At 66.6% G+C, this 26,935-nt stretch carries 27 protein-coding genes, 1 tRNA gene and 2 pseudogenes; 9 read left to right on the top strand and 21 right to left on the bottom strand.

Going from position 1 to position 26,935, the window contains the following annotated elements; all coding sequences use genetic code 11:
* Positions 1-244 precede the first annotated feature (244 nt).
* Both AB0915_RS01680 and AB0915_RS01675 read right to left on the bottom strand, forming a co-directional pair.
* Positions 245-619, bottom strand: a complete 375-nt coding sequence (locus tag AB0915_RS01680; protein ID WP_366689162.1) for a VOC family protein — start codon at positions 617-619, stop codon at positions 245-247.
* A 141-nt stretch (positions 620-760) separates the two neighbouring features.
* Positions 761-883 (bottom strand): integrase, encoded by a 123-nt coding sequence (locus AB0915_RS01675; protein ID WP_366689161.1) that lies wholly within the window; start codon positions 881-883, stop codon positions 761-763.
* Between the two features lie 178 nt (positions 884-1,061).
* On the opposite strand from AB0915_RS01675, the gene AB0915_RS01670 reads away from it, so the two are divergent.
* Positions 1,062-1,532: a hypothetical protein gene (locus tag AB0915_RS01670; RefSeq protein ID WP_366689160.1), complete on the top strand. Its 471-nt coding sequence runs from the start codon at positions 1,062-1,064 to the stop codon at positions 1,530-1,532.
* A 595-nt stretch (positions 1,533-2,127) separates the two neighbouring features.
* Here AB0915_RS01670 and AB0915_RS01665 read toward each other — a convergent pair.
* From AB0915_RS01665 to AB0915_RS01645, 5 genes are all read right to left on the bottom strand, one after another.
* The gene (locus tag AB0915_RS01665) at positions 2,128-2,517 is read right to left on the bottom strand and encodes a hypothetical protein (RefSeq protein WP_366689159.1); all 390 of its coding nucleotides are present in this window, start codon (positions 2,515-2,517) and stop codon (positions 2,128-2,130) included.
* A gap of 543 nt (positions 2,518-3,060) precedes the next feature.
* Positions 3,061-3,369, bottom strand: a complete 309-nt coding sequence (locus AB0915_RS01660; protein ID WP_366689158.1) for a hypothetical protein — start codon at positions 3,367-3,369, stop codon at positions 3,061-3,063.
* Positions 3,366-4,097, bottom strand: a complete 732-nt coding sequence (locus AB0915_RS01655) for a GntR family transcriptional regulator (RefSeq protein WP_366689157.1) — start codon at positions 4,095-4,097, stop codon at positions 3,366-3,368. Before AB0915_RS01655 ends, AB0915_RS01660 begins: the two co-directional genes overlap by 4 nt.
* An 8-nt stretch (positions 4,098-4,105) precedes the next feature.
* On the bottom strand, positions 4,106-4,330 hold the full coding sequence (locus tag AB0915_RS01650; protein ID WP_366689156.1) for a hypothetical protein: 225 nt from the start codon (positions 4,328-4,330) through the stop codon (positions 4,106-4,108).
* Positions 4,331-4,859: 529 nt separating this feature from the next.
* Entirely contained in the window at positions 4,860-5,138 is a 279-nt protein-coding gene (locus AB0915_RS01645; protein WP_366689155.1) for a hypothetical protein, read from the bottom strand.
* A 78-nt stretch (positions 5,139-5,216) separates the two neighbouring features.
* Between AB0915_RS01645 and AB0915_RS01640 the strand changes: the two genes are divergently transcribed.
* The gene (locus tag AB0915_RS01640) at positions 5,217-5,972 is read left to right on the top strand and encodes a GntR family transcriptional regulator (RefSeq protein ID WP_366689154.1); all 756 of its coding nucleotides are present in this window, start codon (positions 5,217-5,219) and stop codon (positions 5,970-5,972) included.
* 6 nt (positions 5,973-5,978) lie between these two features.
* Here the strand turns inward: AB0915_RS01640 and AB0915_RS01635 are convergent, their stop codons facing one another.
* The gene (locus AB0915_RS01635; protein WP_366689173.1) at positions 5,979-6,446 is read right to left on the bottom strand and encodes a DUF4240 domain-containing protein; all 468 of its coding nucleotides are present in this window, start codon (positions 6,444-6,446) and stop codon (positions 5,979-5,981) included.
* A 727-nt stretch (positions 6,447-7,173) separates the two neighbouring features.
* Positions 7,174-8,334 carry a PD-(D/E)XK nuclease family protein gene (locus tag AB0915_RS01630; RefSeq protein WP_366689172.1) on the bottom strand — a complete coding sequence of 387 codons (1,161 nt, stop codon included), beginning with the start codon at positions 8,332-8,334 and terminating at the stop codon, positions 7,174-7,176.
* Positions 8,335-8,821: 487 nt separating this feature from the next.
* On the opposite strand from AB0915_RS01630, the gene AB0915_RS01625 reads away from it, so the two are divergent.
* Positions 8,822-9,640, top strand: coding sequence for a hypothetical protein (locus tag AB0915_RS01625; RefSeq protein WP_366689153.1), 819 nt, complete (start codon positions 8,822-8,824; stop codon positions 9,638-9,640).
* A 384-nt stretch (positions 9,641-10,024) separates the two neighbouring features.
* Here AB0915_RS01625 and AB0915_RS01620 read toward each other — a convergent pair whose 3' ends face one another.
* On the bottom strand, positions 10,025-10,579 hold the full coding sequence (locus AB0915_RS01620) for a hypothetical protein (RefSeq protein ID WP_366689152.1): 555 nt from the start codon (positions 10,577-10,579) through the stop codon (positions 10,025-10,027).
* A 317-nt stretch (positions 10,580-10,896) separates the two neighbouring features.
* Here AB0915_RS01620 and AB0915_RS01615 point away from each other — a divergent pair, with 317 nt between their 5' ends.
* Positions 10,897-11,202, top strand: a complete 306-nt coding sequence (locus AB0915_RS01615; RefSeq protein ID WP_366689151.1) for a hypothetical protein — start codon at positions 10,897-10,899, stop codon at positions 11,200-11,202.
* Between the two features lie 80 nt (positions 11,203-11,282).
* Here the strand turns inward: AB0915_RS01615 and AB0915_RS01610 are convergent, their stop codons facing one another.
* The 3 genes from AB0915_RS01610 to AB0915_RS01600 all read right to left on the bottom strand — a co-directional run bounded on the left by AB0915_RS01610 (position 11,283) and on the right by AB0915_RS01600 (position 15,421).
* A complete protein-coding gene (locus AB0915_RS01610) occupies positions 11,283-13,961 on the bottom strand; it encodes an AAA family ATPase (RefSeq protein WP_366689150.1) in 2,679 nt (892 codons plus the stop codon).
* 483 nt (positions 13,962-14,444) lie between these two features.
* Positions 14,445-14,816 (bottom strand): hypothetical protein, encoded by a 372-nt coding sequence (locus AB0915_RS01605; protein WP_366689149.1) that lies wholly within the window; start codon positions 14,814-14,816, stop codon positions 14,445-14,447.
* Positions 14,816-15,421 carry a hypothetical protein gene (locus AB0915_RS01600; protein WP_366689148.1) on the bottom strand — a complete coding sequence of 202 codons (606 nt, stop codon included), beginning with the start codon at positions 15,419-15,421 and terminating at the stop codon, positions 14,816-14,818. Before AB0915_RS01600 ends, AB0915_RS01605 begins: the two co-directional genes overlap by 1 nt.
* Before the next feature lie 79 nt (positions 15,422-15,500).
* Between AB0915_RS01600 and AB0915_RS01595 the strand changes: the two are divergent.
* From AB0915_RS01595 to AB0915_RS01585, 3 genes and pseudogenes are all read left to right on the top strand, one after another.
* Positions 15,501-15,617 (top strand): annotated as a pseudogene (locus AB0915_RS01595) (NUDIX hydrolase); the annotation flags it as partial.
* A 32-nt stretch (positions 15,618-15,649) separates the two neighbouring features.
* Positions 15,650-15,844: an e9imm peptide gene (locus tag AB0915_RS01590; protein ID WP_366689147.1), complete on the top strand. Its 195-nt coding sequence runs from the start codon at positions 15,650-15,652 to the stop codon at positions 15,842-15,844.
* Between the two features lie 619 nt (positions 15,845-16,463).
* Positions 16,464-16,961: a hypothetical protein gene (locus tag AB0915_RS01585; RefSeq protein ID WP_366689146.1), complete on the top strand. Its 498-nt coding sequence runs from the start codon at positions 16,464-16,466 to the stop codon at positions 16,959-16,961.
* A gap of 368 nt (positions 16,962-17,329) precedes the next feature.
* Here the strand turns inward: AB0915_RS01585 and AB0915_RS01580 are convergent, their stop codons facing one another.
* The 3 genes from AB0915_RS01580 to AB0915_RS01570 form a co-directional block, all read right to left on the bottom strand.
* Positions 17,330-17,683: a hypothetical protein gene (locus AB0915_RS01580; RefSeq protein ID WP_366689171.1), complete on the bottom strand. Its 354-nt coding sequence runs from the start codon at positions 17,681-17,683 to the stop codon at positions 17,330-17,332.
* A gap of 262 nt (positions 17,684-17,945) precedes the next feature.
* Positions 17,946-18,037: transfer RNA gene (locus AB0915_RS01575), tRNA-OTHER, on the bottom strand.
* Positions 18,038-18,233: 196 nt separating this feature from the next.
* Entirely contained in the window at positions 18,234-19,685 is a 1,452-nt protein-coding gene (locus tag AB0915_RS01570) for an FG-GAP-like repeat-containing protein (protein ID WP_366689145.1), read from the bottom strand.
* A 481-nt stretch (positions 19,686-20,166) separates the two neighbouring features.
* Between AB0915_RS01570 and AB0915_RS01565 the strand changes: the two genes are divergently transcribed.
* A complete protein-coding gene (locus AB0915_RS01565; protein WP_366689144.1) occupies positions 20,167-20,439 on the top strand; it encodes a hypothetical protein in 273 nt (90 codons plus the stop codon).
* Between the two features lie 178 nt (positions 20,440-20,617).
* Here AB0915_RS01565 and AB0915_RS01560 read toward each other — a convergent pair.
* The 5 genes and pseudogenes from AB0915_RS01560 to AB0915_RS01540 all read right to left on the bottom strand — a co-directional run.
* A pseudogene (locus tag AB0915_RS01560) lies at positions 20,618-20,915 on the bottom strand (tyrosine-type recombinase/integrase); the annotation flags it as partial.
* 30 nt (positions 20,916-20,945) lie between these two features.
* The gene (locus tag AB0915_RS01555) at positions 20,946-21,335 is read right to left on the bottom strand and encodes a RidA family protein (RefSeq protein ID WP_366689170.1); all 390 of its coding nucleotides are present in this window, start codon (positions 21,333-21,335) and stop codon (positions 20,946-20,948) included.
* 662 nt (positions 21,336-21,997) lie between these two features.
* Positions 21,998-23,416: an ATP-binding protein gene (locus AB0915_RS01550; RefSeq protein WP_366689143.1), complete on the bottom strand. Its 1,419-nt coding sequence runs from the start codon at positions 23,414-23,416 to the stop codon at positions 21,998-22,000.
* Between the two features lie 998 nt (positions 23,417-24,414).
* Positions 24,415-25,365, bottom strand: coding sequence for a hypothetical protein (locus AB0915_RS01545; RefSeq protein ID WP_366689142.1), 951 nt, complete (start codon positions 25,363-25,365; stop codon positions 24,415-24,417).
* Positions 25,362-25,910, bottom strand: coding sequence for a SigE family RNA polymerase sigma factor (locus tag AB0915_RS01540; protein ID WP_366689141.1), 549 nt, complete (start codon positions 25,908-25,910; stop codon positions 25,362-25,364). The genes AB0915_RS01545 and AB0915_RS01540 overlap by 4 nt, the downstream gene beginning before the upstream one ends.
* A gap of 396 nt (positions 25,911-26,306) precedes the next feature.
* On the opposite strand from AB0915_RS01540, the gene AB0915_RS01535 reads away from it, so the two are divergent.
* Positions 26,307-26,873 (top strand): Uma2 family endonuclease, encoded by a 567-nt coding sequence (locus AB0915_RS01535; RefSeq protein ID WP_366689140.1) that lies wholly within the window; start codon positions 26,307-26,309, stop codon positions 26,871-26,873.
* Positions 26,874-26,935: the final 62 nt, after the last annotated feature.

The following is a 26,935-nucleotide window of genomic DNA, read 5'->3' as shown; positions in this document are numbered from 1 at the left end:
CCAGGCAGAGCCGAGCAGTCGCGGCCCAGGGCGTCAAGGTCGTTCGTACAGTGGCGCGCTCCACCTTGACGCCCTGAACCACGCCCGCTCCACGGAGTGTGGGTCGAAGGCGGACGGGATGGGAGCTGGGGTGAGTGGTGGGTTGAGATAGGCGTCATTGGAAGGCGCGAGTATCCAACCTGTCCTGTCTCTGCGATGTGCAGGCAGTCCCGCTCTTCTGTAGGCAGGTACGGCTAAGTCCCGGTCAGCCTCTGACGATGCAGAAGGGATGGCCGGCCGGATCGGTGAGAACCCGCGCCCTACCAGCCTCATGAGGCTGGTGATCCGGCTTGCCCGCGCCCAGCTCTAGCAACCGGGCCTCGGCCTCAGCCAAGTCCTCCTCGACCTTGAAGCAGATGTGAAGCTGCTGGGGAACGGTTTGGTCAGGCCAGCTCGGAGCCCGGTAGCCGTCGACCCGCTGAAAACCGATGAAGAGTCCGTCCTCACGGTTGAGACTGGCGAAGTCGGCGTCCGACTTCGGGTGGGGTTCGAGGCCGGTGGCCTGCTGATAGAACGCCGCCAGAGCCAACGGATCAGGGCAGTCGAGTGTTATCGCGCTCAACTTCATCTGCAGGGGCATGACACCTCCGGGACGATCAGTGGACTTCCTTGATGCACTCTAGAGGCGGCTGCCTACGGTTGCGCGGGACACCGATCACTCACCCTGTCCCCCTCGACCGTAGGCACCGCAGGTCAGAAGCTCGCCGCCACACGCGTGCCACTACGTCCCGGCGTCTCCCTGCTGCTTGTGGATCACCGCCCCCAGCCGGTCAGCGATGGCGCGGTCCCGGTCGGCGGTCATGTGCTGATAGATCAGCGCGGCACGGGCGGTGCTGTGCCCCATGCGCGTCATCAGCACCCCCGCCGCCCGCGCGCCACCTGTCTTGCTGATAGCCCGAGCCGCGGGAAGCTTAAGGGCCCCGATCTCTCGCCCCATGACAGCTCCCGCCCTAAGCCGCTACGCCGACCCCGGCCTCCTAGTGACCGTCGTGGGGCACGAGCCCCTCGCCAGGCGACCGCCCATGGATTATGTTGAACACGTTCAAATTCTGCGGAACGCGAGTTGCCGTGAAGAGGTGGTGACGGCCATGACCCACGCGACGGCCGGCCCTGGCATGCGCCGAGTGCTGGCACGGATGGGGCGGTGCGCTCTGTCGTACGTCCTGCTGCACTTGGCCGTGTGGACCGTCATCGCGCTGGTGGTCCCGGATTCATCCTTCCTCGGTGGCATGCAGGTCGGCCTGCTGATGCTGGCCTTCACCGGCATTCCCACGGTGCTCCTGGCGATCGTGGCCGGACTGGCCCACCAGCATATGGAGGTCGCTCTGTTCCGGGCCTTGCTTGCTTTCCCTATGGTGCTCTTTGCGTTTCCGCTCATCGGGGTGGGCACGGCCGAGCCGCTGGTGCTCCAGGTTATGGCTCAGGTGGCCTTCACGGTGTGGCTGATGCCTGCGCCGCTCGTCCCGGAGAACTGGGTAGGCCTGCCCGAGTAACGGGGCGCGCAACCGATGAGACATCTTCAGAAGCATTGAGTCGTCGTGCACCATGCGTGCCCGATCAAGCAGTGTCTGGCGGGGGGCAACGTGGTTGATCAGAACTGGGACGATGACACCGAGTATCACCGGGCCGTGGGGCGAGCGTGGGTCATGATGGGGGTCGCCACGTGTTGCTCGTTGGTGGTTGTTGGGTTCGTTGTCCTCGCCGTCTTCGGCGTGGGCGTCTTCGTGGCTCTCGTGAACGCTCTCAGCGGATAGCCCGCTGCGGTACAGCAGCGAAGTACAGCAACCACAGCAACCGCCCCCGGTCGGCGGCATGCCTCTAGGACCTCAGCGCAACCGGTACGACCGTCAGCGACCGATCCACATAGAGCTACGGATCAGAAGCCCGTGCCCCTGTCGTGCCCGCTTGGACGGGAACTGACGGGGAGCCACGGTGATTGACGGACAGCACGCATGAGAACGGCCCCCGACCGATTCACCTGGTCGGGGGCCGTTCAACTGCGGTGGGTGTGGGATTTGAACCCACGGTGACATCGCTGCCACGACGGTTTTCGAGATCGTACGCCGTAGTCCGAGGCGAGTGGGGCGCTCAGTCACCAGTGAAGACGGGGACGATCACTGCTGCGATCGCAGAGAGCAGGCCCGCTACGGCCAAGAAGGCGTTGAACTTCTCTTTCGCGGTCGGGAAGACGGCGCGACTCACGTCCCCGACCTTGCTCCGCAGCACGATCATCTTGAGCTTCTGCCAACGATGTTGGCGGTTTCGGCACCCCATCAGTACGCCGTAGGCATTGTTCCGGCAGTACGTCCTGCCGTCGCGGTTGACCGCTCCACACCAGACCGGCACCTGGAAGGAGGCGTAAGCGAAGACCGCGATGGACAAGACGGCGACGGTCGAAAGGGCCCATTGCTGGGTCCAGGCGACTATGAGTGCTGCAACCGCGATGTATCCCCAGTACAGGCGCATGGCTTTCCCCATGAGAGCGCAGCGTAATGGCATATGCGCAGGTCAAGCAGCGGCTAGAACCAGACAGAGTTCCCACCATGGCGCGTACGTCCCTCTTGACCGCCGGTGTCTCTGGCACCACAGCCTGGGCCGTCTCTGGGCCGTCCGAAGCCGCTCAACACCGGCCGACAACGACCAATGACGACCGGTCAGGCAGCCGCGACCAGGCCCCGGAGCTGCAAAAACGCAGGTCGCCAAGATCCCCGACAAGACCCAGGGCAAGAAGAAGTGGCGCTCCGCGGGCTCTTTGGATGCATGCCACAACCGAACGCGGGCCGTGCCAGGTGAGTGTCTAACTGTGTGACAACGCAGCCGGACAGCGGCGGACGTCCGTGCACACCGAAGGACGATCGCACCGGGACCAAGGCCGAGCACTCACTCAAGTTGCTTCGGGGCGAAGCGGTCCTGGGCTGTCCAAAGTCATCCGAAGTCGGCAGACAACGCCAGAAGCCCACGACGTCTGAGCTGGTCAGAGTCGTGGGCTTCTCTTGCTGTGCAGGTCAGCGGGAGCGTAGATCAGTAGGCGGGCTCACGCGGTTCGCTCACCGCCAGGAGGTGGCCGCGGCTAGTTGCGACGCGGAGGACCTCCCGCAGAGCCCCGGTCAGCTCCTTGGCCAGGTGCCGCATCTCGTCAAGGGCCGCATCCTGGTCGTCGAGGGTTTCGGAGGCCTGTTGCAGCAGCTGGGCCGCCGTGCCGAGTTGGACCGCTTCGATGTTGTCCGCCAGGCGGGACATGTAGCCGCCCCGGTCGTCGGTGCTCAGGTAGCAGGGCTTGCCTTCTGGCCCCGACCACGGGAGGAGCCGCAGTTCGTTCGATGCTGTCATCCTTGGGTCTGCCTCTCGTCGATCACGTGGTGGGTGGTGAAGACGGCGTCTACGCGATCTCCCGGGAATGCCAGGAGCGTGGCTTCGACGACTCGGCCGGTGGAGTCGGTGGCGATGCGGGTGATGGAGAGGACGACCGACGCCTGGCCGATGCGAAGGGTCGATGCTTCGTCCGGTGTCGGGGGACGAGCGCACACCGTCTCTCGGAGAGCGGCCGGTGGCGGGCCCAAGACGGCGAATCTTGTGACTGACTCGCGGCACGGGGGGTCGTCATCGAGCACTCCGGCCGGGACCAGGTCGCGCGGCATGTAGATGCGAGCCAGACCGTGCGGAGACTCCCCTTCGTGGCTGATGCAGGTGGTCTCCACGATGGGGCTGCCCGTGGGCACCTTCAGCAGGGTCGTGAGGTGCGCTTGAGCCTGAACGGTGGTGCTGCGGACGATGACGCGTAATGCCGGCTCGGCGGCGGTCCACGGGTCCAAAGTGCCCCAGCCGCCGACGTACAAGATCTTGCGGGGAGGGCGACGGGCAAAATTGCCTTTGCCGTGGATCTTCTCAACGAGGCCTTCACCCTGGAGTACGGCGAGGGCTCTCCGCAGGGTCACCGTGCTGACCTTGTACCGGTCGGCAAGGTCTGCTTCGGACGGAAGGCGTTCGCTGGGCTGAATACCGCCCGTGGCGATCTGCTGCCGGAGGTCGTCGGCGATGTCGTGGTGGCGTGAGCGCATGGAGCCAGTCACCGCCTTCTCAGCATTCGCACGGCGACGAGCCGGGTACGCGCGTGCATGGTCAGCAGTTCGCCCGACTCGAAGACCAGTTGCTTCGCTCCCTGGGGAAGCTGGAAGAGGTCTCCCATCCGGCAGGCGTGGCCGCCAAGTTGGATGACGTCGCCGCGTTGGACAGTGGCCGCGGTGATCTCGATGCTGGAGACCAGCGCGCCGCCGGGGGCCCAGGCGCTCAACGCGTCACCTCCGTGGGCATGGACGGGCCGGCAGACGAGTGGCACGGACAGGCACACGCTTCGCAGATCACCGGGAGATCGGCTGGTACCGAGGCCGGGGAGGACTCCGTGCAGGAGGAGTGTGTGCCGATCCTGCAAGCGGTCGAGCGGTAGGGGACGGCCGAGGTATCCGAGATGTGCAGCTGTCGACGAGGCGGCATCAGCGGCCTCCCGTGAGGGACGACCAGGCACCCGACGGCAGGTGAGAAACGGTGATCACCGAGCGTGTCCGAACACGTCTTTCTGACGCCATCACGTACGGGCGGACGAGTGCGACGTCCTCCCCCATGAGCGGGTCTCGGTGGGTTGCCGCACCGGCAACTGCCCGGTCCAGGAAAGGAGTCGACACGCCAACGGATTCATGGGAGGCGGAAGGAGACGCCAGAGGGCAGGAGGGTGTTAACGGACGGCGGTGCCTGCCTCTTGAGAAGTACCGCGCCCTGGTGAGGGTGAAGGCGCGGCGGATACGGTTGAGCACGCTGTTCAGCTCCTATCGCTGATAGCTCGGTCCCCCGACATCGCCCGTCGTGGGGACCGTTTTGCGTACGACCGCCCATAAGGTGCGGCCGTTCAAGCTGGTGGCGAGAAGTCCGAATCGATCAGCCTCAGCCACCGCGTCCAGGACCTCCTGCCATGTCTCGGCGGAGAGCGCATCGGGCACCTTCGCTTCCACCGACGTGTGCCGGGGGCGTTCCTCCGTTCGCGTGGGCAGCCCGAGGGCGGACAGCCGGGCAGCGATGGCCGCCGCGCTAACTCCCGAAGCGGGCACAGGGCAGCCTCCGTCACCAGCGATCACTTTTAGTGAAGCTAGTTAACTAGGTTAGAGCTAGTGGACTAGATTTTCCATATGCCTGAGCAGCCGCCCTATCTCCGCATCGCCGACGAACTCCGGCGGCGGATCGTGGAGCACGTGTGGGAGCCGGGAGACCGCCTGCCCTCCCGCGCCCAGATCGGCCAGGAGTGCGGCGTGGGCGAGAACGTGGTCCGCCGGGCACAGGAGTTGCTGATCTCCCAGGGTGTACTGGAGGGCCGCGCGGGGTCGGGCACGTATGTCGCCGAGCCCCGGCAGCGGGTGCGAGTCGTCCGCTCATCGGCGCGCGAGCAGCCCGCCGGGTCCCCGTTCCGTGCGGACATGAAGGCCGTCGGAAGGCAGGGCGATTGGGAGAGCCGGACCGATGCCAAGGTGCCAGCTCCAACGGAGATCGCGGCGCGTCTCGGTATCGCCGAGGGCGAGCTGTGCGTCCGCACGACGTACGAGTTCCTGGCCGATGGCAGGCCTGTGCAGCTGTCGACGAGCTGGGAGCCGTACGACCTCACCGCGGGCACTCTCGTCGTCCTGCCCGAGGGAGGGCCCCACGCGGGCTCCGGAGTCGTGAACCGCATGGCCGCGATCGGGGTCACCGTCAGCCACGCCGTGGAGCAGCCGGAACCCAGGCAGGCGACAGCCGAGGAGGCGTCGCTACTGGGCATCCAGAAGGCCGCGCTCGTCACACACATCCGGCGGACGTACTACAGCGATGAAGGACGCCCCGTCGAGACAGCAGACATCGTCGTGCCCGCCGCGCACTGCGAGATCGTTTACGAGATCCCCATCAAGCGGTAGTCCACCTCAGCTGCCCAGGTCGGGCCATCCATCCCTGTTGGAGTAGCTCTCGAAGCAGTACCGGGTCGAGTGGTCCCACTCCTTCCCGGTAGCGAGTTCGTAGGCCTGATCCGGCACATACAGCAGCCACTCCCCGTCACAGTCAGTCGAGGTGTACGGGGCGAACTTGTCGGCGTCGAAGAAGACGTCTTCCCATACGGCTTGTCCTGCGGCGACAACAGCGCAACGGGCGTACAGGAACCCGTCGGCAGACTGCGGGAAGGGCCTGCCGTTCCGGCCCGTCATGTCGGCAACGGGAAGCATCCCGAACTTCTCTTGGTCCAGGCGGTAGAGAGCCTCAGCATGTCGTTCCGCGAAGCCGATGATCTCGGGGACGGAACGGCGGCTCAGCTCCTCGGCGAGGCGCTGGCAGCTCGCCTGGGTGGCCTTGCCGTTCAGGGTGGCTATCAGCGCCCAGAAGGCGGCCCATGTCATTCTCACTGGCGCAGGATGTCAGAGCGGTCTGACATCCACGGCTGACATCAACGAGCCCGGACGGCGGCACACAGCAGCACCCCCAAGCGGTCGCCGAACCAGCCGCCGACGGCCCCAGGGGCGGGCGTAGATCGAACTCCTAAAGCGGGTGTCGCAGGTTCGAATCCTGCCGGGGGCACTGTTTGACCTGCGGTTTTGTTTTCGGGGGCGGTCCGGAGGACCGCCCCCGAACGGTAATGGGAACGAGATGGGAACGAGCGTCACGCTCTGTAACCGATCGATGTCCCGTCGTTAACACTGCTTGACGCTCTGCGGTACCTACCTCGTGTAGCCGCAGCAGTTGTGACGGTGTGGAGCCTGACAAGCACAGCGCAAGACCGCCTACGCTTGGCGAACAGGCTGCCTGCCCCACGGCAGACTCCGCAGAGGGCCAGATCTACGAACCTGCCGTCAAGGAAAGATCGACGCCTTCGCCCACCCCGCCCCCGCCCATCCACTCTCTCCGCCCGGAAGTTCCGGCGGACATTGAGAAGCTGCTGCTGGCGATGCTCACAAAGGAATCCGAGCAGCGCATGGGCGCGATGGAGGTGTACGACGCCCTTCTGCCTTTCGTCCACGCAACCGTCGCAACGGGCCTGCCTGCGCCACCAACGCGTCGACGAGTACGCCGTCGTTCGCCCCTCTTGGGCGCACAGCCAGGTCTGCCGACGCCGTGTGGCGACCGAGGCTATGACAGGGTTTGAACGATGGCGTCGATCCGGTCGACCTCCTTGGCCCAGAGCGCCGACACCTGGTCGGCGACTTGGGTCAGCAGGTACTCGACCAACTCCACCGTCTCGGCGGGAGGGGTGAGGTCCGCGTATTCCCAGTAGACCCACCGGTCGGCCCAGGCGTTCTGGTCGGGTTCGAGGGCCAGGTAGAGGTCGTGATCGAGCGCGACGAGCCCCACGAACGGCTTGTAGTCGTTATGAAAGGCGTCAATCTTTGGCCGCCGCCGCCCGAAACCGATGCCGATACGAGCACGGCCGGTCGCATCGAGCCATGACTCTCGGGTGAGTACGACGGCGCTCTCCTCGTACGGCTTCACGTCCCTGACCTTGGACTGGTAGCGGTAGTCCACGGTGCGTACGAGGATGTCTGGCCCCAACGCAGCAGCAAGTCGGGCCAGTCGGCCTTCTACGCCGACTGCCATACGCTGAAGCAACTGCCATGAGGCCACCTCGGCCCGCGATATCTCCGCTCCGTACGTCAGCCAGAATCGGGCTGCCTCGTGGTCCAGGGCGGTCATTCCCGTCATCCTCCGCAGCGTGGTGAGATAGTCCAGGGCGGTGGCCCGGCCTGTGACGCCGTGGCTGTTATGGGGTTCCGGGGCGTGGTGGAGCGCGTGGCTCAGGCACACCGCGAATTCGGCCAGCGTCATCGAGTGGAATTGGCCGTCCCTGGGGACCTCGCCGTGCAAAGTGAGGAAGATCCAGACCGGCTCACGCTCGTGGGCGTATCCCTGCACCAGTCGTTGAGTCTGGTCCACACCTTCACGGGAGTGAACCTTCAACTCGATGACCAGCGCGCAGGTGACAGTCCTGACCACGATGTCGGCCCGTGTACCGGGTGGCTGCACGACCTCCTTGCGCACCTCGGCCGGCGAGGGGAGGCCGGTTGCCAGGTCGACACGTCCGGCCTGCCGGAGCATGGCAGCCAGCATCCGAGATCCCAGCTGGTGGGCTTCAAACGGATCTAGGAGCCAGGCGATCATCCACTGGTGATGGCGCTCCAGGTGGGCAACCTCCAGGACCTCGAGCGTCGTAGCCGATCCCGGTGACCAAAGTCCCTCCGACCGCAGACGGGCCAGCTCGATCGAGGCGGCAACAGGCCAGCCCTTAGCGTGCACTTCACTCGCCACAACGCCCCCATCCGATAGCGCCAGGGTAGCGGTGGCCTGCTAAGGCGAAGCGGTTGTTGGGGTTGCGGGATGAGTGCTTGCCGTCGTTGTCTGCGTCTCGCTGCCGACCGTGCCCAGTCCGCGTACCAGCCGCCCACTGGCTCTTCAAAGGGGCGACGGACGGATCCCCGGGCAATGGGCCCGGCCAAGCAGCCCTCCCGCACCAAGGCCGCCACCCCGGTCGATGCCCAACCCGAGTCGGGCCGTCCGCAAGCGCACCGCCGGAGCCGCTGTCCGCTGGGCAGCGGTTTCGGTGAGGCAGGACTGGCTGCTGCCCCTGCCGCCCCCTCCTTGGGCGGTCTAGCGGCTGTCGTCGGGCGCTACCCGGCACAACCTCGCACTGGCCCACTTTGCGGACCGGTTACCGCTCCACAAAAGCGCAATCGTAGGAAGTGCCGCCCTGGTCAGATGCGCATGCGTTGGTGACGATGCTGGGATGGATTATGAGATTGAGACAAGTCGGAGCATCGTCTCAGCCTGGAGTGTGGCGCGGCTGCCGTTCGAGCCCAGGGGATGGCAGCGTAGGTTCCGGGATGAACTGCGACTGGCGCTGCGGGCGCTTGAGCCGGAGGGTGGGCACGGGCTGATAGCTGAGTACGACGCCCCGGACGACGCGTTCGTCGATGTGGAAAACGTTCTGCTGTACAACGTCGGAGCGGGGGCCTATGGGCATCTGCTCGGTCCGGGGCTGGTCTGCCGCCGCGGCAGCAGCACCGACGGTCGGCACCATCTGCGCTACGCCCTCGCTTCGGCCATACCTGATCCCGACCCAGGAGCCACTTGCGTGATCGGTGATCTCGCTGCCGACCTTGGCGACGTGCTCCCGCGGACGCCAGGGGAATGGTGGATGCGACTGCGCCCGCGCACAACGATACGAACCGGAAGGCCTACGGCCGGGCGAGTGGCAGACTCATTCGTGCTGGACCTGTCCTTGGCGGGTCCTGACCTTCCCGGTCGGCGCTCGGCAGGTATCGTCAAGGCCCTACTCGACGGCGTGGTCAGCTGCTTCCACGCCCACGACGCCAGCGCGCCTGACGTGCTCCTTCCGCGATTGGCAAGCCTCGCCCTTCCCAACCACGTATGGGATCTCGTCTGTGAGCCATCCACTGCAGTCCTCGGAGTGCGGCCTCTGGTCCGCCCACACGGCAGAGGCATCGCGTGGAACCCGGCAGACGAACGCTGTTACGCCTTCCGCGTCGCCTTCACCCATGGCACCCGGTGGAAGGTGCACGCCCAACTCCGCGTCCACGCATAACCGGGCGGCGAATAGGAGCCTTGACCTCAATTCACCTGCGGTCGTGAATGCGTGATGAGTTGTTGATCGTCCTGTTTGTTCTGCGGGGTCGCGGAGTTCTGGAGCGCGGTCGGCTCCAGTGCGTCCCGTTAAGCAGTGGCCGGACGGGCGGTGCCGCGGGTCGTGACCTTGACGGAGGCGGGAGCTCGGGCAGAGGCCGCGCTCCCCCGCCGCTCGGCACATCCGCAGGCTGCTCCGGAACGCCGTGTCTAGCCTGCAGTAGGGGCAGGCGACGATGATCGGGTCGGTCAGGGCTACCCGGGCCGCATCGGCCCGGACCGCGTGTGGTGCCCCACAGTCGCGCGGCCGGAGCGAGTTGCCGCGCAGTTCAGTCGCGCCCCCTGTTCAGGAGAGCAGAATCGCGGCCTTGTCGGCGGCATCCCAAAGAGTCTTCATCTCCAGCACGTTCAGGTTGAACTGGGAGAAGTGCCCGTGGTAGCTGCCCCAGACCCAGAGAGGTTGGGTGCTGGTGCTTCCGTACTTGTCCTGAGCAGGCCCCACCCCGATGATCGACAGCCCTTGGACAGAAGACTGTCCGAAGACCTTCGCCGCCGCGCGGACAGCCGTCTGGTTCTCCCCGTGAACCATGGCGTCAACCCCAAACGGTGCCAGGGAAGCACCCGACGAAACGGTGATCGTCACGTCCAGGGCCTTCCCGCTGCCGCGCACCTGAACTTTCTTCGTACTGGGATCAAGGCACTTGAGACGGGCTTCGACGGTGCCCTTGGCACAGTGGACGTGGGGCTTCTTCACCGAGGACGGTCGCTCGGTCGCTGTCGCAGCCGCCTTCCTGTGGCCGCTCGCCGCCGTCGAGTCACCGCGTTGCTCTGTGGCACATCCTGTCAGCAGGGCTGCGAGCAGCGCCGCACAGGCAAAGCGGGAGATGTGAGGTCGAGACATACCGCACCTTGATACTTGGATTTCACATGATCTTCACGTCTTATACACGCACCCCTGTCACCTGAGCAAACGTCGCTCAACGACGGCCCTTGCCCGACGGTCCTTTCTGCCTCAACCGGTTGTCGTTCTCCCCCGCGCTGGCCGTCACCTCCCGCCACAACCTCGTCGGCGGCGCGCCAGAGGAACATGCTGTGCGGGCGCGGATGGGGGCGACGCCGTTCCATGAGACGAATACGACGAAGCCGACCCCTGCCGCTGCGGGCACACAAAGAGGTGGGAGACCAGCTGAGCAGGTTTGGCGAACCAGGTGAGCGGGGGTGGCGATTTCAGAGAGCGCCATCACCGGAATGGTGCCCGGGTACCGGTGTCGGCGTGGGCGGAGTCGGCTGACGCTCGCCAAGTCGGCCGTGGCCTACAACTCGGGCACCCTAAACCGGTCCCGGGAGGCCGGCGTGCAGTGGATGCAAGCGTTCGATGGCGCCGGGCGCGGCTGGACCAACCACCAAGACCCGGACAAGGCCGCGAGGACGCTGCGCACCATGGAGGACGCCGCCGCGTGGCCCATCTCCCAACCGCGGTGCGGGCGGGCGTTCGGACCGCCCGGCGTCACTGCCGAGGCGTGAGCGTCGGACCTTCGGCCCGAAGCGACACGATGTGTGTCGAGGTCGTATCCGGCGCCGGCCGATGGTCCTTCCGCAGCAGATCACCCTCGGCCTGGTACGGCAGTGTGAGTCTCGGCGCCCTGCCAGATCCCGTTGTCCCACCAGATCACCGAGACGTCGAAGGCTCCTTCTACGGTCGCGATTGCCCAAGGTTCGACCGGAGCGGCTGCGCATACAAGGAAGGTGCGATCGATGGACCGAGCCAGACCGAAGCGGATTTCCGCTGTGCGCGTTGCGGCCTCGCGCAGATCGAGGTACGTCGGCTGCTCGGCGTGCAGCACCTCGAAGAGGTGGGTGCCGTTGTCGTTGGAGCGGATGATGTCCGCGGTGGTGCTGTCTTCGGGTTTCCCGCTCTCCCAGAGCTGAGCAAGGAGGTTGTGCCGCAGCCGCTCGTGGACGGAGTCCCTGCGGTCGGCTGCTACCGCCGCCTGCAGGAACTCCTGGAAGTCGGATGACGGAGTCGAGGTGGCCGATTCGGCAGGTGTAGACGACATGGCGGGCAGTGTTTCCTCGGGGGTGGGGGCAGCGGGGGACGTGGGCTCGGCTGAGGGTACGACTGCGCTCGACGCCAGGGGGGTGTCCCCGAGTACGGCGGGGAGAGCAGCGTGGTGGACGACGCTGAGCGTCTGGGTGCAGCGCGTCAGCGCCACGTACAGAGCCCGCAGACCGGATGGTGTGCCGGCCGAGATGGCAGCGGGTTCCACCACCACGACGTGGTCGAACTCGATGCCCTTGGCCTCTGCGGGGTGCAAGACTGGTACGGGTATGGTCGGCGATGCCTGCGCGAGCGTCTCCCGCAGGGCAGTGATGAGCGTGTCGTCCTGCGGGGCGATGACGGCGGTGGATCTCCCGTCCTGCAATTCGGTTATCTCCATGACGTGCAGTGCGGTGGCTTCCGCGAGCAGGTCCGGGCCGGTCACCTGTGCCATGGTCACGGTCCGGCCGTCGTGCCTGGGACGGACAGAGCGCGCTACGGGCACACGGGGTGCGGCGGCCCGGGCGAGGGGCGCGACAAAGTCGGCGACCTCCGGGGGCAGGCGGAAGCCGGTCTTCAGGACCTCGACGGTCCATGGCGAGCCGGCGGTGAGCAACGTGACCAGCTCGCGCCACGACTGGTACGCGTGCGGCCCGGAGGCCTGGGCCAAGTCGCCGAGTACGGTAAGCGAACCAGAAGGGCAGCGGCGGGCCAGGGCCCGCGCTTGCATAGGCGTCAGGTCCTGTGCCTCGTCGACCACGATGTGGGCGTATGTGCGACGGCCGTCGGATCCGTTGAGCAGCCATTCCAGTTCATCGAGGCACACGAGGTCGGAGGCGGTCCACGCGGTTTTCTCAGGCTGCGCGTGCCGGAGGGTAGGGAGTTCCTCGGTGGTGAGGAGCGGCGCGGCATCTGCCAGCAGCTTCTGGCTCTTGAGGAGTTTGGTGTAGACGTCGGCGGCGTTCAGCCGTGGCCACACCCGCTGGATGAAGGCGGCGACCTCCTTGCTGGCCAGGATGTCGTGCGGGGTCGCGGTTGGTACTGAGAGCAGTAGGTTGCCCGCGAGGCGCAGCCGGAAGCGGTCCTGACGGGCGTTGAAGGGACCGGCCTCGCGCACCGCCTCTCGGGCGAGCGCGAGCAACGGGGCGACGTCGGTCTCGTAGCGGCGGCCCTTGCACGTGAACCAGAACAAGGTGCGCTCTCCATGAGCGTCCTCGACAAGGAGCGGGTCTACGCGTGAGCGGTGTGGCCGGCAGTGGGCCTCGACTGCGCGGTGCAGGGTGTCGGCCATCCGGTCGTCGCCCTTGAGGAATTCCGCCTCGGACGTGTCCATCGCCGTTGCCGTCCGGTTGCTGTCGCCGGTCAGGAGCCTGTCGAGGGTCATGGTCGCCACGGATCCACCGCCCAGAGCGGGCAGGACCTGCCCGGCGTAGTCGAGAAAGCCCTGGTGCGGGCCGACGACGAGGACCTCGTCGGCCGTGCAGTGGTCGTTGTCGAGCAGCCACATCACCCGGTAGAGGCCGACGGCCGTCTTGCCAGTACCCGGACCGCCCTGGATGACAAGAGCACCCGGACGCTGGTGGGCCACCAGAAGGAGTTGTTCGCGTTGCACCGTCTCCACGATGTCGCGCATGGTCCCGTCGCGCGGCAGGTCGAGGTCGTCGACCAGCAGATCGCGTAGCGAGGGGGCAGTCGCCTCCTCGGTCGGCTCCGTACCCGCCTCTACCCGCGCGTCCCCTTCAGGGTCGGATGTCCCGGACGGTGGAGCGTCCACGACACTCTCGTCTTCCACGGCGGCGGATATGAACTCCGACTCGTAGTTGTGCAGCAGGAGTTCGTCGAAGTAGCCGCTTACTCGTCGCGGTGCGTGCTGCTTGAAGCGGAGTTGACGCCGCAGCAGGACCTCACCCGGGTCGTCCTCGGTCGCCAGGCGCCATTCGACGGCTTTCTGTGCAGCCGAGGACACCACGACCAGATCGCGGTCCTCGTTCCACACGGCCTGCCGTCCGACAAGGAACGATTCGTCGGCACGCGTGCCGACGCGCATGAACACCAGGGGGTTGTCGCGGTCTGCCCGCTGGTCCGTAGGTGTGCCCGAAGTACCCGGTGCAGGCATCTCGTTCTGCTCGCGGTAGGCCGTGTCCACGGCGGCATCATTCGTCGCGCGCTGTTCGATGCACGCGTACGCGAGATCCACGCCCTGCTGTTCCTGGGCTATGACCGCGCCCCGCCGGGAATTTGCCATACGCCCCGCTCCTGACCCTGGTCGGTGGTGGCCGCGAGCCGCGGTATCTGCGTCTCGCGGGTGATCGTAGATTCCTTCACGCTTCTTGCGCTCTTTCGATGCAGAATCGCTACAGGGCGCCCTCGGCCGGAGGTGGAAGCCGCAGCGGGTCACGGCTGAGTACGGAGTGTCCGGCGCGTGGGCTCCGCGCGACCGTCACAGGACACCGTGGCTGTCAGCGGCGGATGTGGACGATCTCTACCTCGGCATTCGTCGCGCGCAGCCTGCGGACTGACTGGAGCACGTTCGGCCCCTGGGCGGCGATGGCGGGAGGTGGATCGGCCGAAGACTGGCCTCGGCGCGGCCGGCCGGTTCAAAGCCAGCCTCGTCGACTACCGGTGTCCATGTATATCCCCTCCCGTGCAGCGTCCCGAAGGGTGTTGCGCCGGGCACATGCCCGTACCCCGGCGGACGAACTATCAGGGACCCGCTGGTAACAAGCGGTCAGGGAACCAATACTTGGACTAGCTCGCCGACCTCCGCCCGCCAGGCACGAACCTGGTCGTGCGTGGGGCCGATCTCGTACTGGTGGTAGTGGCACCCCAGACACAGGTGCGACCAGACGGCCTTGGCCCGGCGGACCGTCTCTGCCGCTGTGTAGCAGCGCAGGTAGAGCAGCTTGGCCCGCGTGGTGGTGCCGGCGAGCCCCGGCACCGCGGCGTTGAGAGTGCGGTCGACGGCGATCTCCAGGGCGGTCCGCAGGGCGAGGGAGGCTCCGCGGTGACGGCCGGCAGACGTGGCGCCCAGGCAGTGGCCAGCGATCAGCCGGTCGGCCGTCAAAAGAAGGTCTTCGATGGAGGTGCTGGGGATACTCATCACGCCGTCACCTCCGGCTTGCGCACCTTCTGCGCGATGGCCTCGATGTCGTTCACGAAGCGGTGAGGGACGGCGATCGGCGTCCCGGTGGCGTGGGCGCCGTTCTGGCACTGCTTGAGGAGGTCCACCGCACGCGGTCCGCAAAGGGTGCGCAGCTTCTGGTAGACGTCGCCGGTCCGCTCAGCGTCGCTGAACAGGGCCAGCGCAGCAACCTTCATCAACTTGTCGGCGTCGGTGACGGCGGCCTGCAGCGCGTGCTCGGGACCGCCGGAGCGGTGGTGCCGGATCCAAGCGGCCTCGATGAAGGCGTTCTCCAGGGCGATACGGCACAGGCTGGGCAGCACATGGCTCCGTGCCGCCGCCGGCAGGTCCGTGGTACTGGCAAGGGCCCGCGCGTCGTCGAGCGCCTGCCGCACCGGATCAGTCACCGGCTTGACCTTCACCTTGGACGACTCGCCCCGCTCAACCTCGAACACGGTCACCGGCAGCTCCTGGCTCGTGAATGCGCGCTGAAGCCGGGTGTCGTGGGTGAACACGACCACCTGCCGGTGCTCGCCGAGCTCGTGCAGGACCCGGGCGAGCCCGTTGACCTTGGCGGGGTCCATGGACTGCACGGGATCGTCGATGACGATGAAGCCGAACGGGCTGTCGGCGGTGGCCGCCCGGGGCAGGAACAGGGACAGCGAAGAGGTCGCTGAGCGGATGGCAGAGGTGTACGCGGTCCGACTGCTCGACGCCCTCGACGGGGCAGGCCCTCATGTCCGGAGCCACGACGGCCACCGGCTGACGACGGCGCGGTGACCATGCAGCCGCAGCGAACGATGAGCCGTGCAGTGGCCGTGTCCCTAGTCCAGCGCCTGTTGGACGTCGTTGCCGACGAATCGGAAACAGGCGAGATCCTCGACGCCCTGGAGCGCGGACTGGTGTGCCCCCACATCAGCGACTACATCTACTGTGACTCCGACCAGGAGTTGAGCGCCGAAGAGATCGTCGACCGGGCCTTGGCATACAAGCCGATCGCCCTCTGAGCTCTAGCGCGGTAAGAGTTTCTCTACTTCATCAAGGGCTCGCTTCGCTCGCCGTCGCTCCCGGCCTCCCAAGCTGCAAGCAGTCCGATCGGAGATCCAAGGTGCCGCGCACAGCGCGGCGGCGCCGGTCGGTCGCCGCCGCGCCGCCCCTCCTTGCCTTCGTCACCGGGGCCGCGCGCCGTCGCCCGCCCGCGCCCACAAGGGGGCGAAGACCAGACCGGGGCTAGGCTGAGATAGCACAGCCGAGGTCAGAACAGTGCCTCCGGCGGGGGATCGGCCGGCACCGGGATGGCGGGGGCGCCGTTGCCGACTGCGGGACGTAGTGGTGTGCGCGGGGAGCTTCCATCCCGTCCATCGCCGACCCAGGCAGAGCCGAGCAGACGCGGCCCCTGGCGTCCAGGTCGTTCGTACAGTGGCGCGCTCTACCTGGACGCCAGGAACCACGCCCGCTCCACGGTGTGTGGGTCGACGGCGGACGGGATGGAAGCTGGGACAGGTAGTGGGGGTGCAGGGTGGATGCCGGGTGCACCTGAGCATGTCAGCAGGTCGACAGTCACGCCATGAGTGGCTGTACACTCCGCCAGCAGTGGCGGGCGGCTCAGGAGCCCAGGGGGAGGTCATGGTGCAGACGAGTGACCGCGAACCTCAGCGGATCGGAGCGTGGCACGTTCTGTTGAACGTTGCAGCCATGCACTTGAGCGGCGCTTTGCTACTCATCGGCTTGTTCCAGATTCCGGCCGTGTCCATGGCAACGTACGGCCAGGTATTCGGCCTGATGGCCTGGTTCCTGATGTTCCATGTCGCCATCCAGATACCTGTCGGCATCTTTGCCTCTCGCTGGGCGGTTCGCGGTCAGGTACTCAGCGCTGGCTTGGTCGCGTTGGGATTGGCCACCTCAGTTACCTGGGCGCTCTACTGGTACGCCGACCGAGATCCGTCGATGTTGGCCTTGTGGTGGCAGAGCTGGGGTTGTCTCTGCGTTTCCTTGAGCAGTTACGTGTGGCTATGTACCTTGCGCCGCTCCACTGTCCAACGGCTCACTGAACGACTCAAATGGCATCTCGGCACGCTCGCCATGTGGGCTTTGTTGCGTCCACCACGGCGTGGTTCCCACTGATAGGCGAAGCGCCACGTCCTCTCGGATGTGCGCCGTGCCCCGCTGGGCGAGGAGCAGCGGGCGACAGCGTGACGTGCAATCGGCGTCCTGGGTGGTACCGACCGAGCCCGGCTGTACAGCAGCGAAGTACAGCAACCACTGCGACCACGGACGACCGTTGCCCATCCCAGGCGACTGGTTAACCAGCTCCGTAGGCCTCAGCGACCTTGGCGCCCGTAGTTCGCATCGAGGAGACACGGCGCAGCTCTCGGGCCGTGCCAGAACGGGCGGGGACTCACGGGGAATCTGGGCGCGAAGCGGGCAGTATGGCCGCACTGCGCCAAGCCAGAGAACCCGCAGCTCGGGCCCGTGATCGCCCAACCTCGCTCCTAAAGCGGTGTTTCTTTGGCAATCCGTGGCCAGCCAGCGCAGGCCACCAGTGCACTGCCGTCCTCGGTGAAGTAGCACAGGAAGGTCCATTTCTGATCGGCAGAATCGATCAGCCCTACGCACACCGGCCGGCCATGCTCGCGGAGGAGCTGCACCATTCGTTCCAGCCCAAGGGGTTCGACTCCGTGCTGCCGCATGCGCCGAAGTCGGCGTGCAAAGACCCCGGCATGCTGCTCTGCGGGATACGTCGTATCCGACACGCTGTAGGTGTCGCCGCTGCGGAGGGCGGCCAGAGCAGCCGCGGACGCCTCGTCGTCACCGGCCAACAGCTTCTCCAGCAAATGCCGTTCCATGGTCACCCCCACCGGGATGCTGCGGTACAACAGCCAGGTACCGCAACCCCAGTAACCGCCCTCGTCCGGTAGCGCCCCTCCGGGGCCTGGTAGCGACCAGAATGGCCATCACTGACCGATCCGGCTAGAGCTACGGATCAGAAGGTGTCCGTGCCCCTGTCGTGCCCGATCGGCCGGGAACTGGCGGGGAACCCCGGATGCTGGCGGGCAGAACGCACGACAACGGCCCCTGACCGATTCACCTGGTCAGGGGCCGTTCATCTGCGGTGGGTGTGGGATTTGAACCCACGGTGACATCGCTGCCACGACGGTTTTCAAGACCACTTACTTGGTGGCAACTCCCGCCCAAGCCGCTCGGGCCGTCACCGAGCCGTGCGAGAGTCGCCGAAGGTGGCCGGTGACGACAGGTGACCACGGGCGACGAGGGTTCACCGGTGCCGTCCACGCCTGGCCCGATGTCACCCGCACAGCAAGCCCCCTCTCAGAGCCACGTGGGCCGGGGGAGGGTGCTCATGGACGGCCAGCGCAGGCGTGTGACCCGCTTTCGGGGTCAGCGAAGCATCCAGTAACCGAACAGCGGGAAGCCGGAGGTCGGAAGGCCTACGGACGCGGCTCCGAAGCTGACGGCGTTCTTGGCGGTCACACCCGATGACGAGCCACGCAGACTCCACACGGCGCCGTCGCCGCTGTTCTCCCCGGAGGCACCGACGGACAGGTCCGCGTATCTGTCCCCGTTGAGGTCGGCAAGTCGTACGGACGAACCGAAACGGTCGCCGTCCTCGTTGGCGCCGGGCACCCCGGCGGTGTCCTGGTGGAACAGCTTGGCGCCGTAGGCCGACAATCCGGCCGGCGTGCCGCGGAACACCGTGACGCTGCCGGCACTGGCGGCGGAGCCGATGCTCTCGTCTTCCGCGGTCACCGCGGCGTCGTCGAGGCCGTCTCCGTCGATGTCGCCCAGCGACAGGGCCCAGCCGAAGCTGTCACCCCCCTCGTCGGCACCGGGCACGCCGGGCGTGTCCTGCTCGATGGTCTGCACCGCGTCAGTGCGGATGCCCTTGGCACCGCCGAAGTAGGTCGTGATGGAACCGCCGAGGTGCTCTCCGCCGTCGACACCGACCCAGGCGCTGGTGACCACGTCGTCGTAGCCGTCCCCGTTGATGTCGCCGATGGCCGCCTGCTCGTCGCTTTCGAGCACGGTCTGGAAGGCCAGGCCCGAAGCTGAGCCCAGGTACACCATGGTGGAGCGGTACATGTGCGACGAGTCGGGGTGGTATACGCCGTTGACCAACAGATCGTCGGCACCGTCACGGTTCACGTCGCCGGAGAGGAGCGAGCGCGCGCCGTGGTCGGCACCGGCCTGCAGGGGGGTGGTGAGCTTGTACCGGGAGGCGGCGCCAGACGACTTGGTGAAACCGCCCTTGTTGATCCAGATGTCCTTACCCGAGCTGCCGACGGCGAGGTCGGCCTTGCCGTCGCCGCTGAAGTCACCGATGGCCAGCGACTGCCCGAACCAGTCGTGTCCGGACGCGTTGGGGTCGCCGATGGTTCGGGCTCCGGAGAGGCCCGAAGCGCTTCCCCATATCACTACGGCGGTTCCGCCGTTGGTGTCGTCTCCCACGTCTTCTCCTGGTGCGCCAACGACGAGATCGGCGTAGCCGTCGTTGTTGAGGTCGCCGGAGGCAACGGCAGAACCGAATGAGTCGTTGTATTCGGCGGAGCCAGGGATCCCGCTGGAGTTCTGCGTGATCACCTTGCGTTTGGAAGCGCTGATGCCGGATGCCGAACCGTAGTTGACAACGACGGCTCCGGCTAGCTTCGCACCGCTGACAGTGGTGCTGGGGGCAGCGGTGACGAGGTCCCGATACCCGTCGCCGTTGAAGTCGTCCGCGTACTTCGCCGGGGCTGCGGTCACCTGTGTGGCCGCCAGGGTGAGGAAGCCGCCGGTGAGGGCCAACGCCGTCGCGGTTGCCAGGGTAATGCGCAGGGGGCGTCTGGTTTTCATGTGCCTTCTGACTTGAGGACCCGCGAAGACGACTGCACAGGGGGACAGGCTTCGCGGACGGGTGGGAGTGAGGATGGCGTGGGGGGCTGTCATTGACCGTGATGTCGGCGGGGGAGCCGCCGGCGATTCCGTAGTTCCTGCAACAGAGCGACCTGCAGTGGGCGCCAAAGGTTGTACGGGAGTTCAGGAAATCGTTGAGGTCAAAGAGCAAGACGGCGCATAGGAGGCGTTGATGCCACCGTGAAGTGCCGTCGAGCGAGACGGGCACCAGGGACTGAATCCCGGCGGGCCGTGCCAGATGCATGCCAGAACGACCGAGGCACACCGGTCAACAGCGGTCAGTCATTCGCGCTACGCGTGGCCGGGAGCACGACTGTTTCCGCAGGTCGCGGCCACAGCTAACCGATTCGGGCCGGTGACTCCCAAGCTCAGAGCGCACCGTGGCCTTGACCTCATCAGTCAGCCTTGATCGACTGTCTCCATGGCCACGGACCCGAGCGAGTACGACGAGGTAGTGCCGCACATCAGGGCACACCTGGCTCGGGTGGGGCGGGCCGTCAGTCGAACCTGGACCGCCCATGCCCGGCAGCCGTACGGGCAGGTCCGCCCGGCACTCCTGGAGGCCCTGGAGAGCGAAGACGCTGGACGGATGATGCCACAGCTCATCGACGAGGTCGCCCGACAGATCTCAGAAGGCGTCGAACCCCCGATCATGACATCTACACGTGACATCAACGACGGCGGACAGCAGTAACCGCCACCACTTCTAGACAGCCTCACGCCTCTGGTCTTCCGGCACTATCGGGCCCCCTGGCTCGAACTCCTAAAGCGGGTGTCGCAGGTTCGAATCCTGCCGGGGGCACCGGGCAAAAGGCCCCGGACCGATCATGGTCCGGGGCCTTTTGACGGCGGAATTTGACGGCAGTCGCCCCTCAGGCCGCCGGTAGACGGCGCTTGAGCAGCCGATCCATGTGGCCAATCGTTTTCCCGCTGAGTGTCGTGCACGACGTGCGTGTACACGTCCATCGTGATGCTGATTTGGCTGTGGCCGAGGATTTCCATGATGACCCTCGGTGCGACGCCTGCGGCGGTCAGTAGCGTGGCGCAGCCGTGCCGGGCGTCGTGCAGCCGGACCACCCGCAGACGGGCGTCAGCGGCGACCCGCGTGAAGGACCGGTAGACGTTGCGCGGCTCTACCGGCCGGCCGTTTCTCGTCGCGAAGATGTATCCGTTCAACCACCCGGTCAGAAGGTTACTGAGTCACCAGGGGATCACGGCCAAGGCTTCCACCTCCAGCATGAGCTCCGGCCGGTACAGGGCGGCCACCTGTACTGCGGTACTGGCCGGCGCACGCGCGGTGTCGATGTACGCGTCGCGGGCGGCCCGCACCTCCGGCAGTATGGCGACGTCGGTTACGTAGAAGGTGAATTTCGCGACCTCCGCGAACGTAGCGCCGCCTGCTGCCAGACAGCGCCGCAGGTTCTCGAAGACCTGACGGGCCTGGGCGGCGGCGTCGTTCTCCCCGACCACATTTCCCTTTTCGTCCAGTGCGACCTGCCCGGAGATGACAACCAGTCGCCCTTCGCCCACAACCACATGGCTGTAGCCGTTTCCCGGGGCGACCCCGTCGGGCGGGATGTGGGTGAGCATGGTCTCTTCTGACTCATCCGACACAGGTGTCCTCCTCGAACGACAGTTAACGAGGCAACGGTATAGGGAACCAACTACTGCCATGTCGCAGCCCGTTGAGCCGTGGTCGCAGCCTGTACCGCGTCTTAGCCACCTCCACCGGCGGAAGCCCGATGAGAGGTGATCTTCGAGTGAAGCCGCCTGTGACTCAGGCATCGCCGCAGCTCAGGAGTTGTGGCGAGCGACATCGCGCGACGAATCTCAGTAGAGACGTCACAACTCGACCTGGCCGCACTCGCGTTTGCGCGCGCCCCTGCGCACTTGCGTGCGCTCCGTGAGCGGGACCTACAGTCCGCTCCGGTTCAGTCACATGATGTCTCGCGAAGGGAACCCAGTGGACGAGGACGCACCCAAGCACACTGCCGAAGTACTGGACGAACTAAGTACCCCCTCGCACGTGCAGGTCCGCTCCTCCTCAGAACTGGCAGACAACGTCGCTCATGCGGCATCGGTCGAAGACAAGAAGCGAGTTGAGGACGGGCGCGACCGCATGCGCCGGCGGACCGGCTATGGGCGGGTTCGTGGAGTTGAGCGGCAGGATCGAGTATCGGGGCCAGAGGCTCGGCCGGCCCAAGTTCGGCCAGCAGGCCGTACGCCTCCGGCCCAACACGTATCCCGGCTGCTCAGGAGGACCACCCCGAGAGGAGTTCCGCCGGGCCGTACGCAGCGTCGAGCCCCGCACAGTCGGTCCCGCTGCGCGAGACAGCGATCACAGGCACGGGAGCAGGCGTGAGCGCGGCGCGGTGTTGGTGCAGCGCCGCAAGATCATGCCGGTCGAACGGGGATTTCTCCAGCCACTTCACCGAGCCGACGAACAACAGCTCCTTGGCGATCGGCGCGCGGTCCGCTCCCACGATGTCGATCTCCACATCGTTGGTACGGGTCCAGTAACCGCCGATGGCGGGGGCGGCAGGGAGGTTCGCGTCGGGCAGCAGCCGTGCCAGCGCCTCACGCACCAGAGGTTCAACGGCCCTGCCACGCCAGCTGGTCCAGTTGTCACGGATGCGCTGCAGCGTCAGGTCACCCCGGCCCCGCTCGATCTCCTCCATCGCCGGCCCCAGGAGCTTCAGCCAGAAACGGAGGTAGGGATCCGCGACCCGGTAGCGACGATCCTTCGAAGGCCGCGTGGACACGGGAAGCTCCGCCGCGATCACCCGCTTGTCCGCAAGGATCCCCAGCGACCGCTGTAGCGGGGTCGCCCCAATGCCGCCGGCGGCGCGGGCAATATTGGAGAACGTCCGCTCACCGCTGCCGATCGCCGAGAGGACGGTGCGGGCTTGGACCTGCTGGGGGAACTCTGCAGCGAGCGAGCGCTCCGCCGACACCAGCAAGGCCGAGACCGGATCACTGAGTGCCGTCTGCAGGAACTCCCACATCCCGGCGCCGTGCGTCCACTCTGCACAGATCAGAGGCAGTCCACCAGTGATCAAGGCCGCATCGAAGGCCGAGGCGGGATCGAGGCCGAGCATCTCGCCCACCTCCGCCGGGTTGAGCGGACCCAGCACCATCTCCCGTCCGCGCTGGTGGAACGGGCGTCCATAGCTGTTCAGCGCTTCCATCATCGACAGGTCGGAGCCGATGAGAACCAACAGAACCGGCTTCTTCTCCAGCACTCGGTCCCAGGCCCGCTGAAGCATGCCCTCGAAGGCGCCCTCCGCATCCATCAAATAGGGCACCTCGTCCATGACCACCACACTCGCCCGGTCGTGCGGCAGTGCCGCCGCCAGTACATCGAAGGCGGCGTCCCAACTCGCCGGGCGGGCCGCGGACAGCAGATTCGCCAGCGGAAGGCTGGATGACTGCGCATCCTGGCTGAGCCGCTCCAGGTCCGCCCCCGGCGACGCCCCTGTGGCGGCATAGAAGAGGAACGGCGCACCAGACCTCTCGGCGAACCGCTCCACCAACCGCGACTTACCCACCCGGCGGCGCCCCCGAAGCATCACGCACCGCCCGGGCCTCTCCCCGCCGACCCCGGCCGTCACCTTGCCCAGCTCGCGATCCAGCGTCTCGAGCTCGTGCCGCCTGCCCACGAAATCTGCCATGTCGCCGCCTTCCCGAGTGTTACCCAACATCCTATGGTTACTAACATTACAGTTAGTAACATTAATGTTAGTGACAGCTAGCTCGAAGGAGCCTACTTACTCCGGACACCCACGGGGGAAAATCAGCCTTCGGCGCCACAGCATGGTCCGCCACTGGAGGCCCCACGGCCGCCGAATGCGTGGTGCGAGGGTGTGGTACGTCTCGATCTGCAGGTTCGGCGGCGCCGCGCCCATGCCCAAGGTAGGTAACGAGCGCCTTGTTGAAGGTGCCGAGCAGGATGCGTCCTCCGATTCTTGGAGCCGTGGCCAGGTGGTGAGCCCAGTGGGCCGCCGTCGTCGTCTTGCCGCCGCCCGCCGTACCGAGAACGACGCAGTGACAGTGTTCGTTCAGGAGGACGACGCCTCCCTGGTGACCCTTCGGTTCCGGTAACGAATGCCCCCTCGTGTCAGCGTGACGCGTCCATGGTCATCTGGCATAGATGAGGCAGCGCCTTGCCCGACAGGCTGGTACGCGCCGCGCCCGCCGGGAGGTGGTGCGTCCAGCGACAAGGCCCCGACAGGCGCCATGCGCGCGAGCGAGCAGCCTGATCCCCAATACCCTCTTCAATCGGTTGGAGGAACCGCGCTGCTCTGCTTGGCCGCGGTGCCGGTAGTCCAACAGCTGCGCCAGCGCAGCCAGCCCGCTCCTTGTAGATCTTGCTGGGCTCGCGTGCGCCGGTGCCCGCTCCACCGTAGGCAAAGAGCACCCGGGCGCGTGAGCGATGCGTGAGCGAACAGTCCGGCACGAGGTGTCAACGAGCGGGACTGAGCACTGGGGCCTGTTCTGTCCACAGAGGTTGGTGGCGGGGCTCTTGGCTCAGGGATCTCAAGGTGGGCGAGGGCCTTCTGGCCCGGTGTGGATTGCCACATCTGCACCGGCGACCAGAAAGGCCCTCGTGCCGCACGCTGACCGAAATCCGGGGGCGCCGCCCCCTGTGTGGCGCCCTGACCGGGTGGCGCTAGGGCAGCCGCTTCTCGTGGTTCTTGTCCTCGTCGGAGTCGTAGACCAGCTTGCTGTCGGCGTCATAACCCTTGATGCGCGGGGCCATGGTGACCTGCCGGTTCAGGACACCAGCGGCGACGAACCAGCCGTGGTCCAGGGCGGCCTGGCTGGTGGCGCCGCCGTAGGAGACGGTCACCCGGGCCACTGACGGCTCGACGGTGCCGATGACACCCCACCGGAACGGCAGCTTCCAGTTGCCGCGGTCGAGGACCGACTGCTGATAGAGCTTGCCGCCGTTGATGTCGGCCATCACGGGGCCGGCTCCCGGCACATCGTCGGAGCCTACGCTGGCGTTGATGCCGGTTGCCTTGCCGTCCTTCACGTTGCAGATCAGTCGGGTCTGCTTCGGTTGCTCCTTCACCGCGACGACGTACATGCCATCGCCGGGCGCGTTGGAGTCGCCGATGCTGTTCATCGCCAGGATGATCCGGTACTCCTGGGCCGCGCCCAAGTCCGTGCGGAAGCCGGACGAGCCGCGTGTGTGCGACTGGTCGTATGCGAGGCACTTCTTCAGCCCGTTGACGGCCTGCCCGAAGGTGATCCCGTCAAGGAGCTGGTCCTTCGTGGCCGGCCGCGCGGGCCTCGCCGGCGACGCGGACGGCGTCGGTGTCGGCTTCGCTGATGTCCGCGGTGTGGCGCTGACCGACGGTGTCGATGCCACCGTGTTCCCACCTGCATCCCCGTCGGCCAACGCGTACGCCCCCACGGGCATCGCCGCCAGCGTCACCAGGGCCGCCCCGGTCGCCACCACCCGCCGTCGCCGCTCGATCGTGCCCCGGCGGCGGATCACCGGATACGGCACCGGCGCGGGCCGGATTGTGTTCGCGTCCTCGGCGAGCAGCTCGCGCAGCTGCTCCTCGAAGTCCCCGCTGGTTCCAGTCCCCTGCTGCTTCTGTTCCTCGTTCACCTGCTGCCTTCCTGCCCGGACGACACTCGGCTGCGGACAGGTTCGTCCACGACCTGCGCGAGCCCCGGATACGTACGCAACTTCGCCAGCGCCTTGGACGCCTGACTCTTGACCGTGCCGGGCGAGCAGCCGAGCACCTCGGCGACCTCGGCCTCGGACAGGTCCTCCCAGTAGCGCATGACGATCACCGCCCGCTGCTTTGGCGGTAGTCCGGCCAGCGCCGCGAGCAGGGCGCTGCGCTCGTCGGCCCACGAGACGGCCTCGTCGCGCCCGGCCACCTCCGGCGGCGCCGCGGTGAGAGCCTCCGTAACCCGCCGCTTGCGGAACCGGTCGCTGTTGCAGCTGACCAGTATCCGCCGGACGTACGCATCCGGTCTGTCGCTGCGCGAGACGCGCCGCCATGAGCGGTACGCCTTGGCCAGCGCCGTCTGAGTCAGGTCTTCGGCGTAGTGCACGTCGCCCGTGAGCAGATACGCGGTCCGTACGAGCTGGGACCACCGCGCTCTGACGAATTCTTGGAACTCGGCCTCTTGTTCGGCCTGCATCAAGCACCCTCCCTCGCCCTCCAGACCACAGTTTCGGCGGATTCGGTTGCCCGGGATCCGGTGCCTCTTCGGTCAGGTGAGCGGGGCCACTGACAACCATCAGCTGGGACCGAAATGTCAAGCATCTCCCGGTACCGGACACAAGGCTCTCCGTCGGTGAGTTACAACCTTCTCTACGGGTTCAAGGCACCCGACTCTGGCTGCGCCCGTGCTCCTGCCTTCAGCCCGTCGGACTGTTCAACCGCGGGAACCTGACGGTTGAGAAGTCCAAGGCCGAACTGCCCGCCGACGCCCCGGAGAATGGGGCGTGAGCGAGGTCAGCATGCCGGACGGGCGGCAGACAGTACGCTGAAGCAAGCGGGATCGGGCCCGCAGCGCAATGCCCGGAGGTGCTTCATGACGGCCGAGATGGTGGCCCCGGCGTGGATGCATGAGCAGATCACGGTGGAGGAGTACGAGTCCTGGTCCGAGGAGCAGTGCGCCGGTATCGAGATCGTGGACGGGATGGTCGTAGTCAGGCCGAGTGCGTCCAAGGGGCACAACCGGCTGGCCCGGATTCTGGCGAACGCCCTGGATGCCGCCGCGGGCCCGGACTGGAACGCCGACACGGACTTCGACGTCCGGCTTCAGGACGTCCCGCTCACCAATCGCCGCCCGGACGTCGTCGTGTACCACGCGGACACGATCGACATCACCCCCACCCGCCCTGAGCACGTGCTGCTGGTCGCGGAGGTGGTGTCGCCAGGCTCGGAGACCACCGACCGGATCGTGAAGGCCGACCAGTACGCCAAGGCAGGCATCGGCTTCTACTGGCGGATCGAGCAGGCCGCGACGGGCGTGCCTCTCGTGTACACCTACGTCCTCGACCCCGCGACGAAGACCTACCGGGACGGCGACGTATTCACCGACGTCCTCAAGGTAGCGGCCCCCTTCCCAGTGGAGATCGACCTCGGCCAGATCTGACCCACGCGCTGCTCAGCAGCCCGCAGTGCGTGAGCGATGCGTGAGCGGACGGCCCGATACAG

The sequence above is a fragment of the Streptomyces sp. NPDC048411 genome (assembly GCF_040704695.1).
Lineage (GTDB): Bacteria > Actinomycetota > Actinomycetes > Streptomycetales > Streptomycetaceae > Streptomyces.
This window is presented reverse-complemented; position numbering and strand designations above follow the sequence as displayed.

What these genes read in the sequence shown, in the direction of transcription:
- AB0915_RS01660 (WP_366689158.1), bottom strand. Translation starts at nt 3,369, where the DNA reads ATGACAGCATCGAACGAACTGCGGCTCCTCCCGTGGTCGGGGCCAGAA.
- AB0915_RS01540 (WP_366689141.1), bottom strand. Translation starts at nt 25,910, where the DNA reads ATGCAGGCCGAACAAGAGGCCGAGTTCCAAGAATTCGTCAGAGCGCGG.
- AB0915_RS01620 (WP_366689152.1), bottom strand. Translation starts at nt 10,579, where the DNA reads ATGTCTCGACCTCACATCTCCCGCTTTGCCTGTGCGGCGCTGCTCGCA.
- AB0915_RS01670 (WP_366689160.1), top strand. Translation starts at nt 1,062, where the DNA reads ATGGATTATGTTGAACACGTTCAAATTCTGCGGAACGCGAGTTGCCGT.
- AB0915_RS01680 (WP_366689162.1), bottom strand. Translation starts at nt 619, where the DNA reads ATGCCCCTGCAGATGAAGTTGAGCGCGATAACACTCGACTGCCCTGAT.
- AB0915_RS01605 (WP_366689149.1), bottom strand. Translation starts at nt 14,816, where the DNA reads ATGAGTATCCCCAGCACCTCCATCGAAGACCTTCTTTTGACGGCCGAC.
- AB0915_RS01535 (WP_366689140.1), top strand. Translation starts at nt 26,307, where the DNA reads ATGACGGCCGAGATGGTGGCCCCGGCGTGGATGCATGAGCAGATCACG.
- AB0915_RS01655 (WP_366689157.1), bottom strand. Translation starts at nt 4,097, where the DNA reads ATGCGCTCACGCCACCACGACATCGCCGACGACCTCCGGCAGCAGATC.
- AB0915_RS01635 (WP_366689173.1), bottom strand. Translation starts at nt 6,446, where the DNA reads ATGACATGGGCCGCCTTCTGGGCGCTGATAGCCACCCTGAACGGCAAG.
- AB0915_RS01565 (WP_366689144.1), top strand. Translation starts at nt 20,167, where the DNA reads ATGGCCACGGACCCGAGCGAGTACGACGAGGTAGTGCCGCACATCAGG.
- AB0915_RS01570 (WP_366689145.1), bottom strand. Translation starts at nt 19,685, where the DNA reads ATGAAAACCAGACGCCCCCTGCGCATTACCCTGGCAACCGCGACGGCG.
- AB0915_RS01640 (WP_366689154.1), top strand. Translation starts at nt 5,217, where the DNA reads ATGCCTGAGCAGCCGCCCTATCTCCGCATCGCCGACGAACTCCGGCGG.
- AB0915_RS01550 (WP_366689143.1), bottom strand. Translation starts at nt 23,416, where the DNA reads ATGGCAGATTTCGTGGGCAGGCGGCACGAGCTCGAGACGCTGGATCGC.
- AB0915_RS01555 (WP_366689170.1), bottom strand. Translation starts at nt 21,335, where the DNA reads ATGCTCACCCACATCCCGCCCGACGGGGTCGCCCCGGGAAACGGCTAC.
- AB0915_RS01665 (WP_366689159.1), bottom strand. Translation starts at nt 2,517, where the DNA reads ATGGGGAAAGCCATGCGCCTGTACTGGGGATACATCGCGGTTGCAGCA.
- AB0915_RS01580 (WP_366689171.1), bottom strand. Translation starts at nt 17,683, where the DNA reads ATGGAACGGCATTTGCTGGAGAAGCTGTTGGCCGGTGACGACGAGGCG.
- AB0915_RS01675 (WP_366689161.1), bottom strand. Translation starts at nt 883, where the DNA reads ATGGGGCACAGCACCGCCCGTGCCGCGCTGATCTATCAGCACATGACC.
- AB0915_RS01625 (WP_366689153.1), top strand. Translation starts at nt 8,822, where the DNA reads ATGGATTATGAGATTGAGACAAGTCGGAGCATCGTCTCAGCCTGGAGT.
- AB0915_RS01600 (WP_366689148.1), bottom strand. Translation starts at nt 15,421, where the DNA reads ATGGACCCCGCCAAGGTCAACGGGCTCGCCCGGGTCCTGCACGAGCTC.
- AB0915_RS01610 (WP_366689150.1), bottom strand. Translation starts at nt 13,961, where the DNA reads ATGGCAAATTCCCGGCGGGGCGCGGTCATAGCCCAGGAACAGCAGGGC.
- AB0915_RS01585 (WP_366689146.1), top strand. Translation starts at nt 16,464, where the DNA reads ATGGTGCAGACGAGTGACCGCGAACCTCAGCGGATCGGAGCGTGGCAC.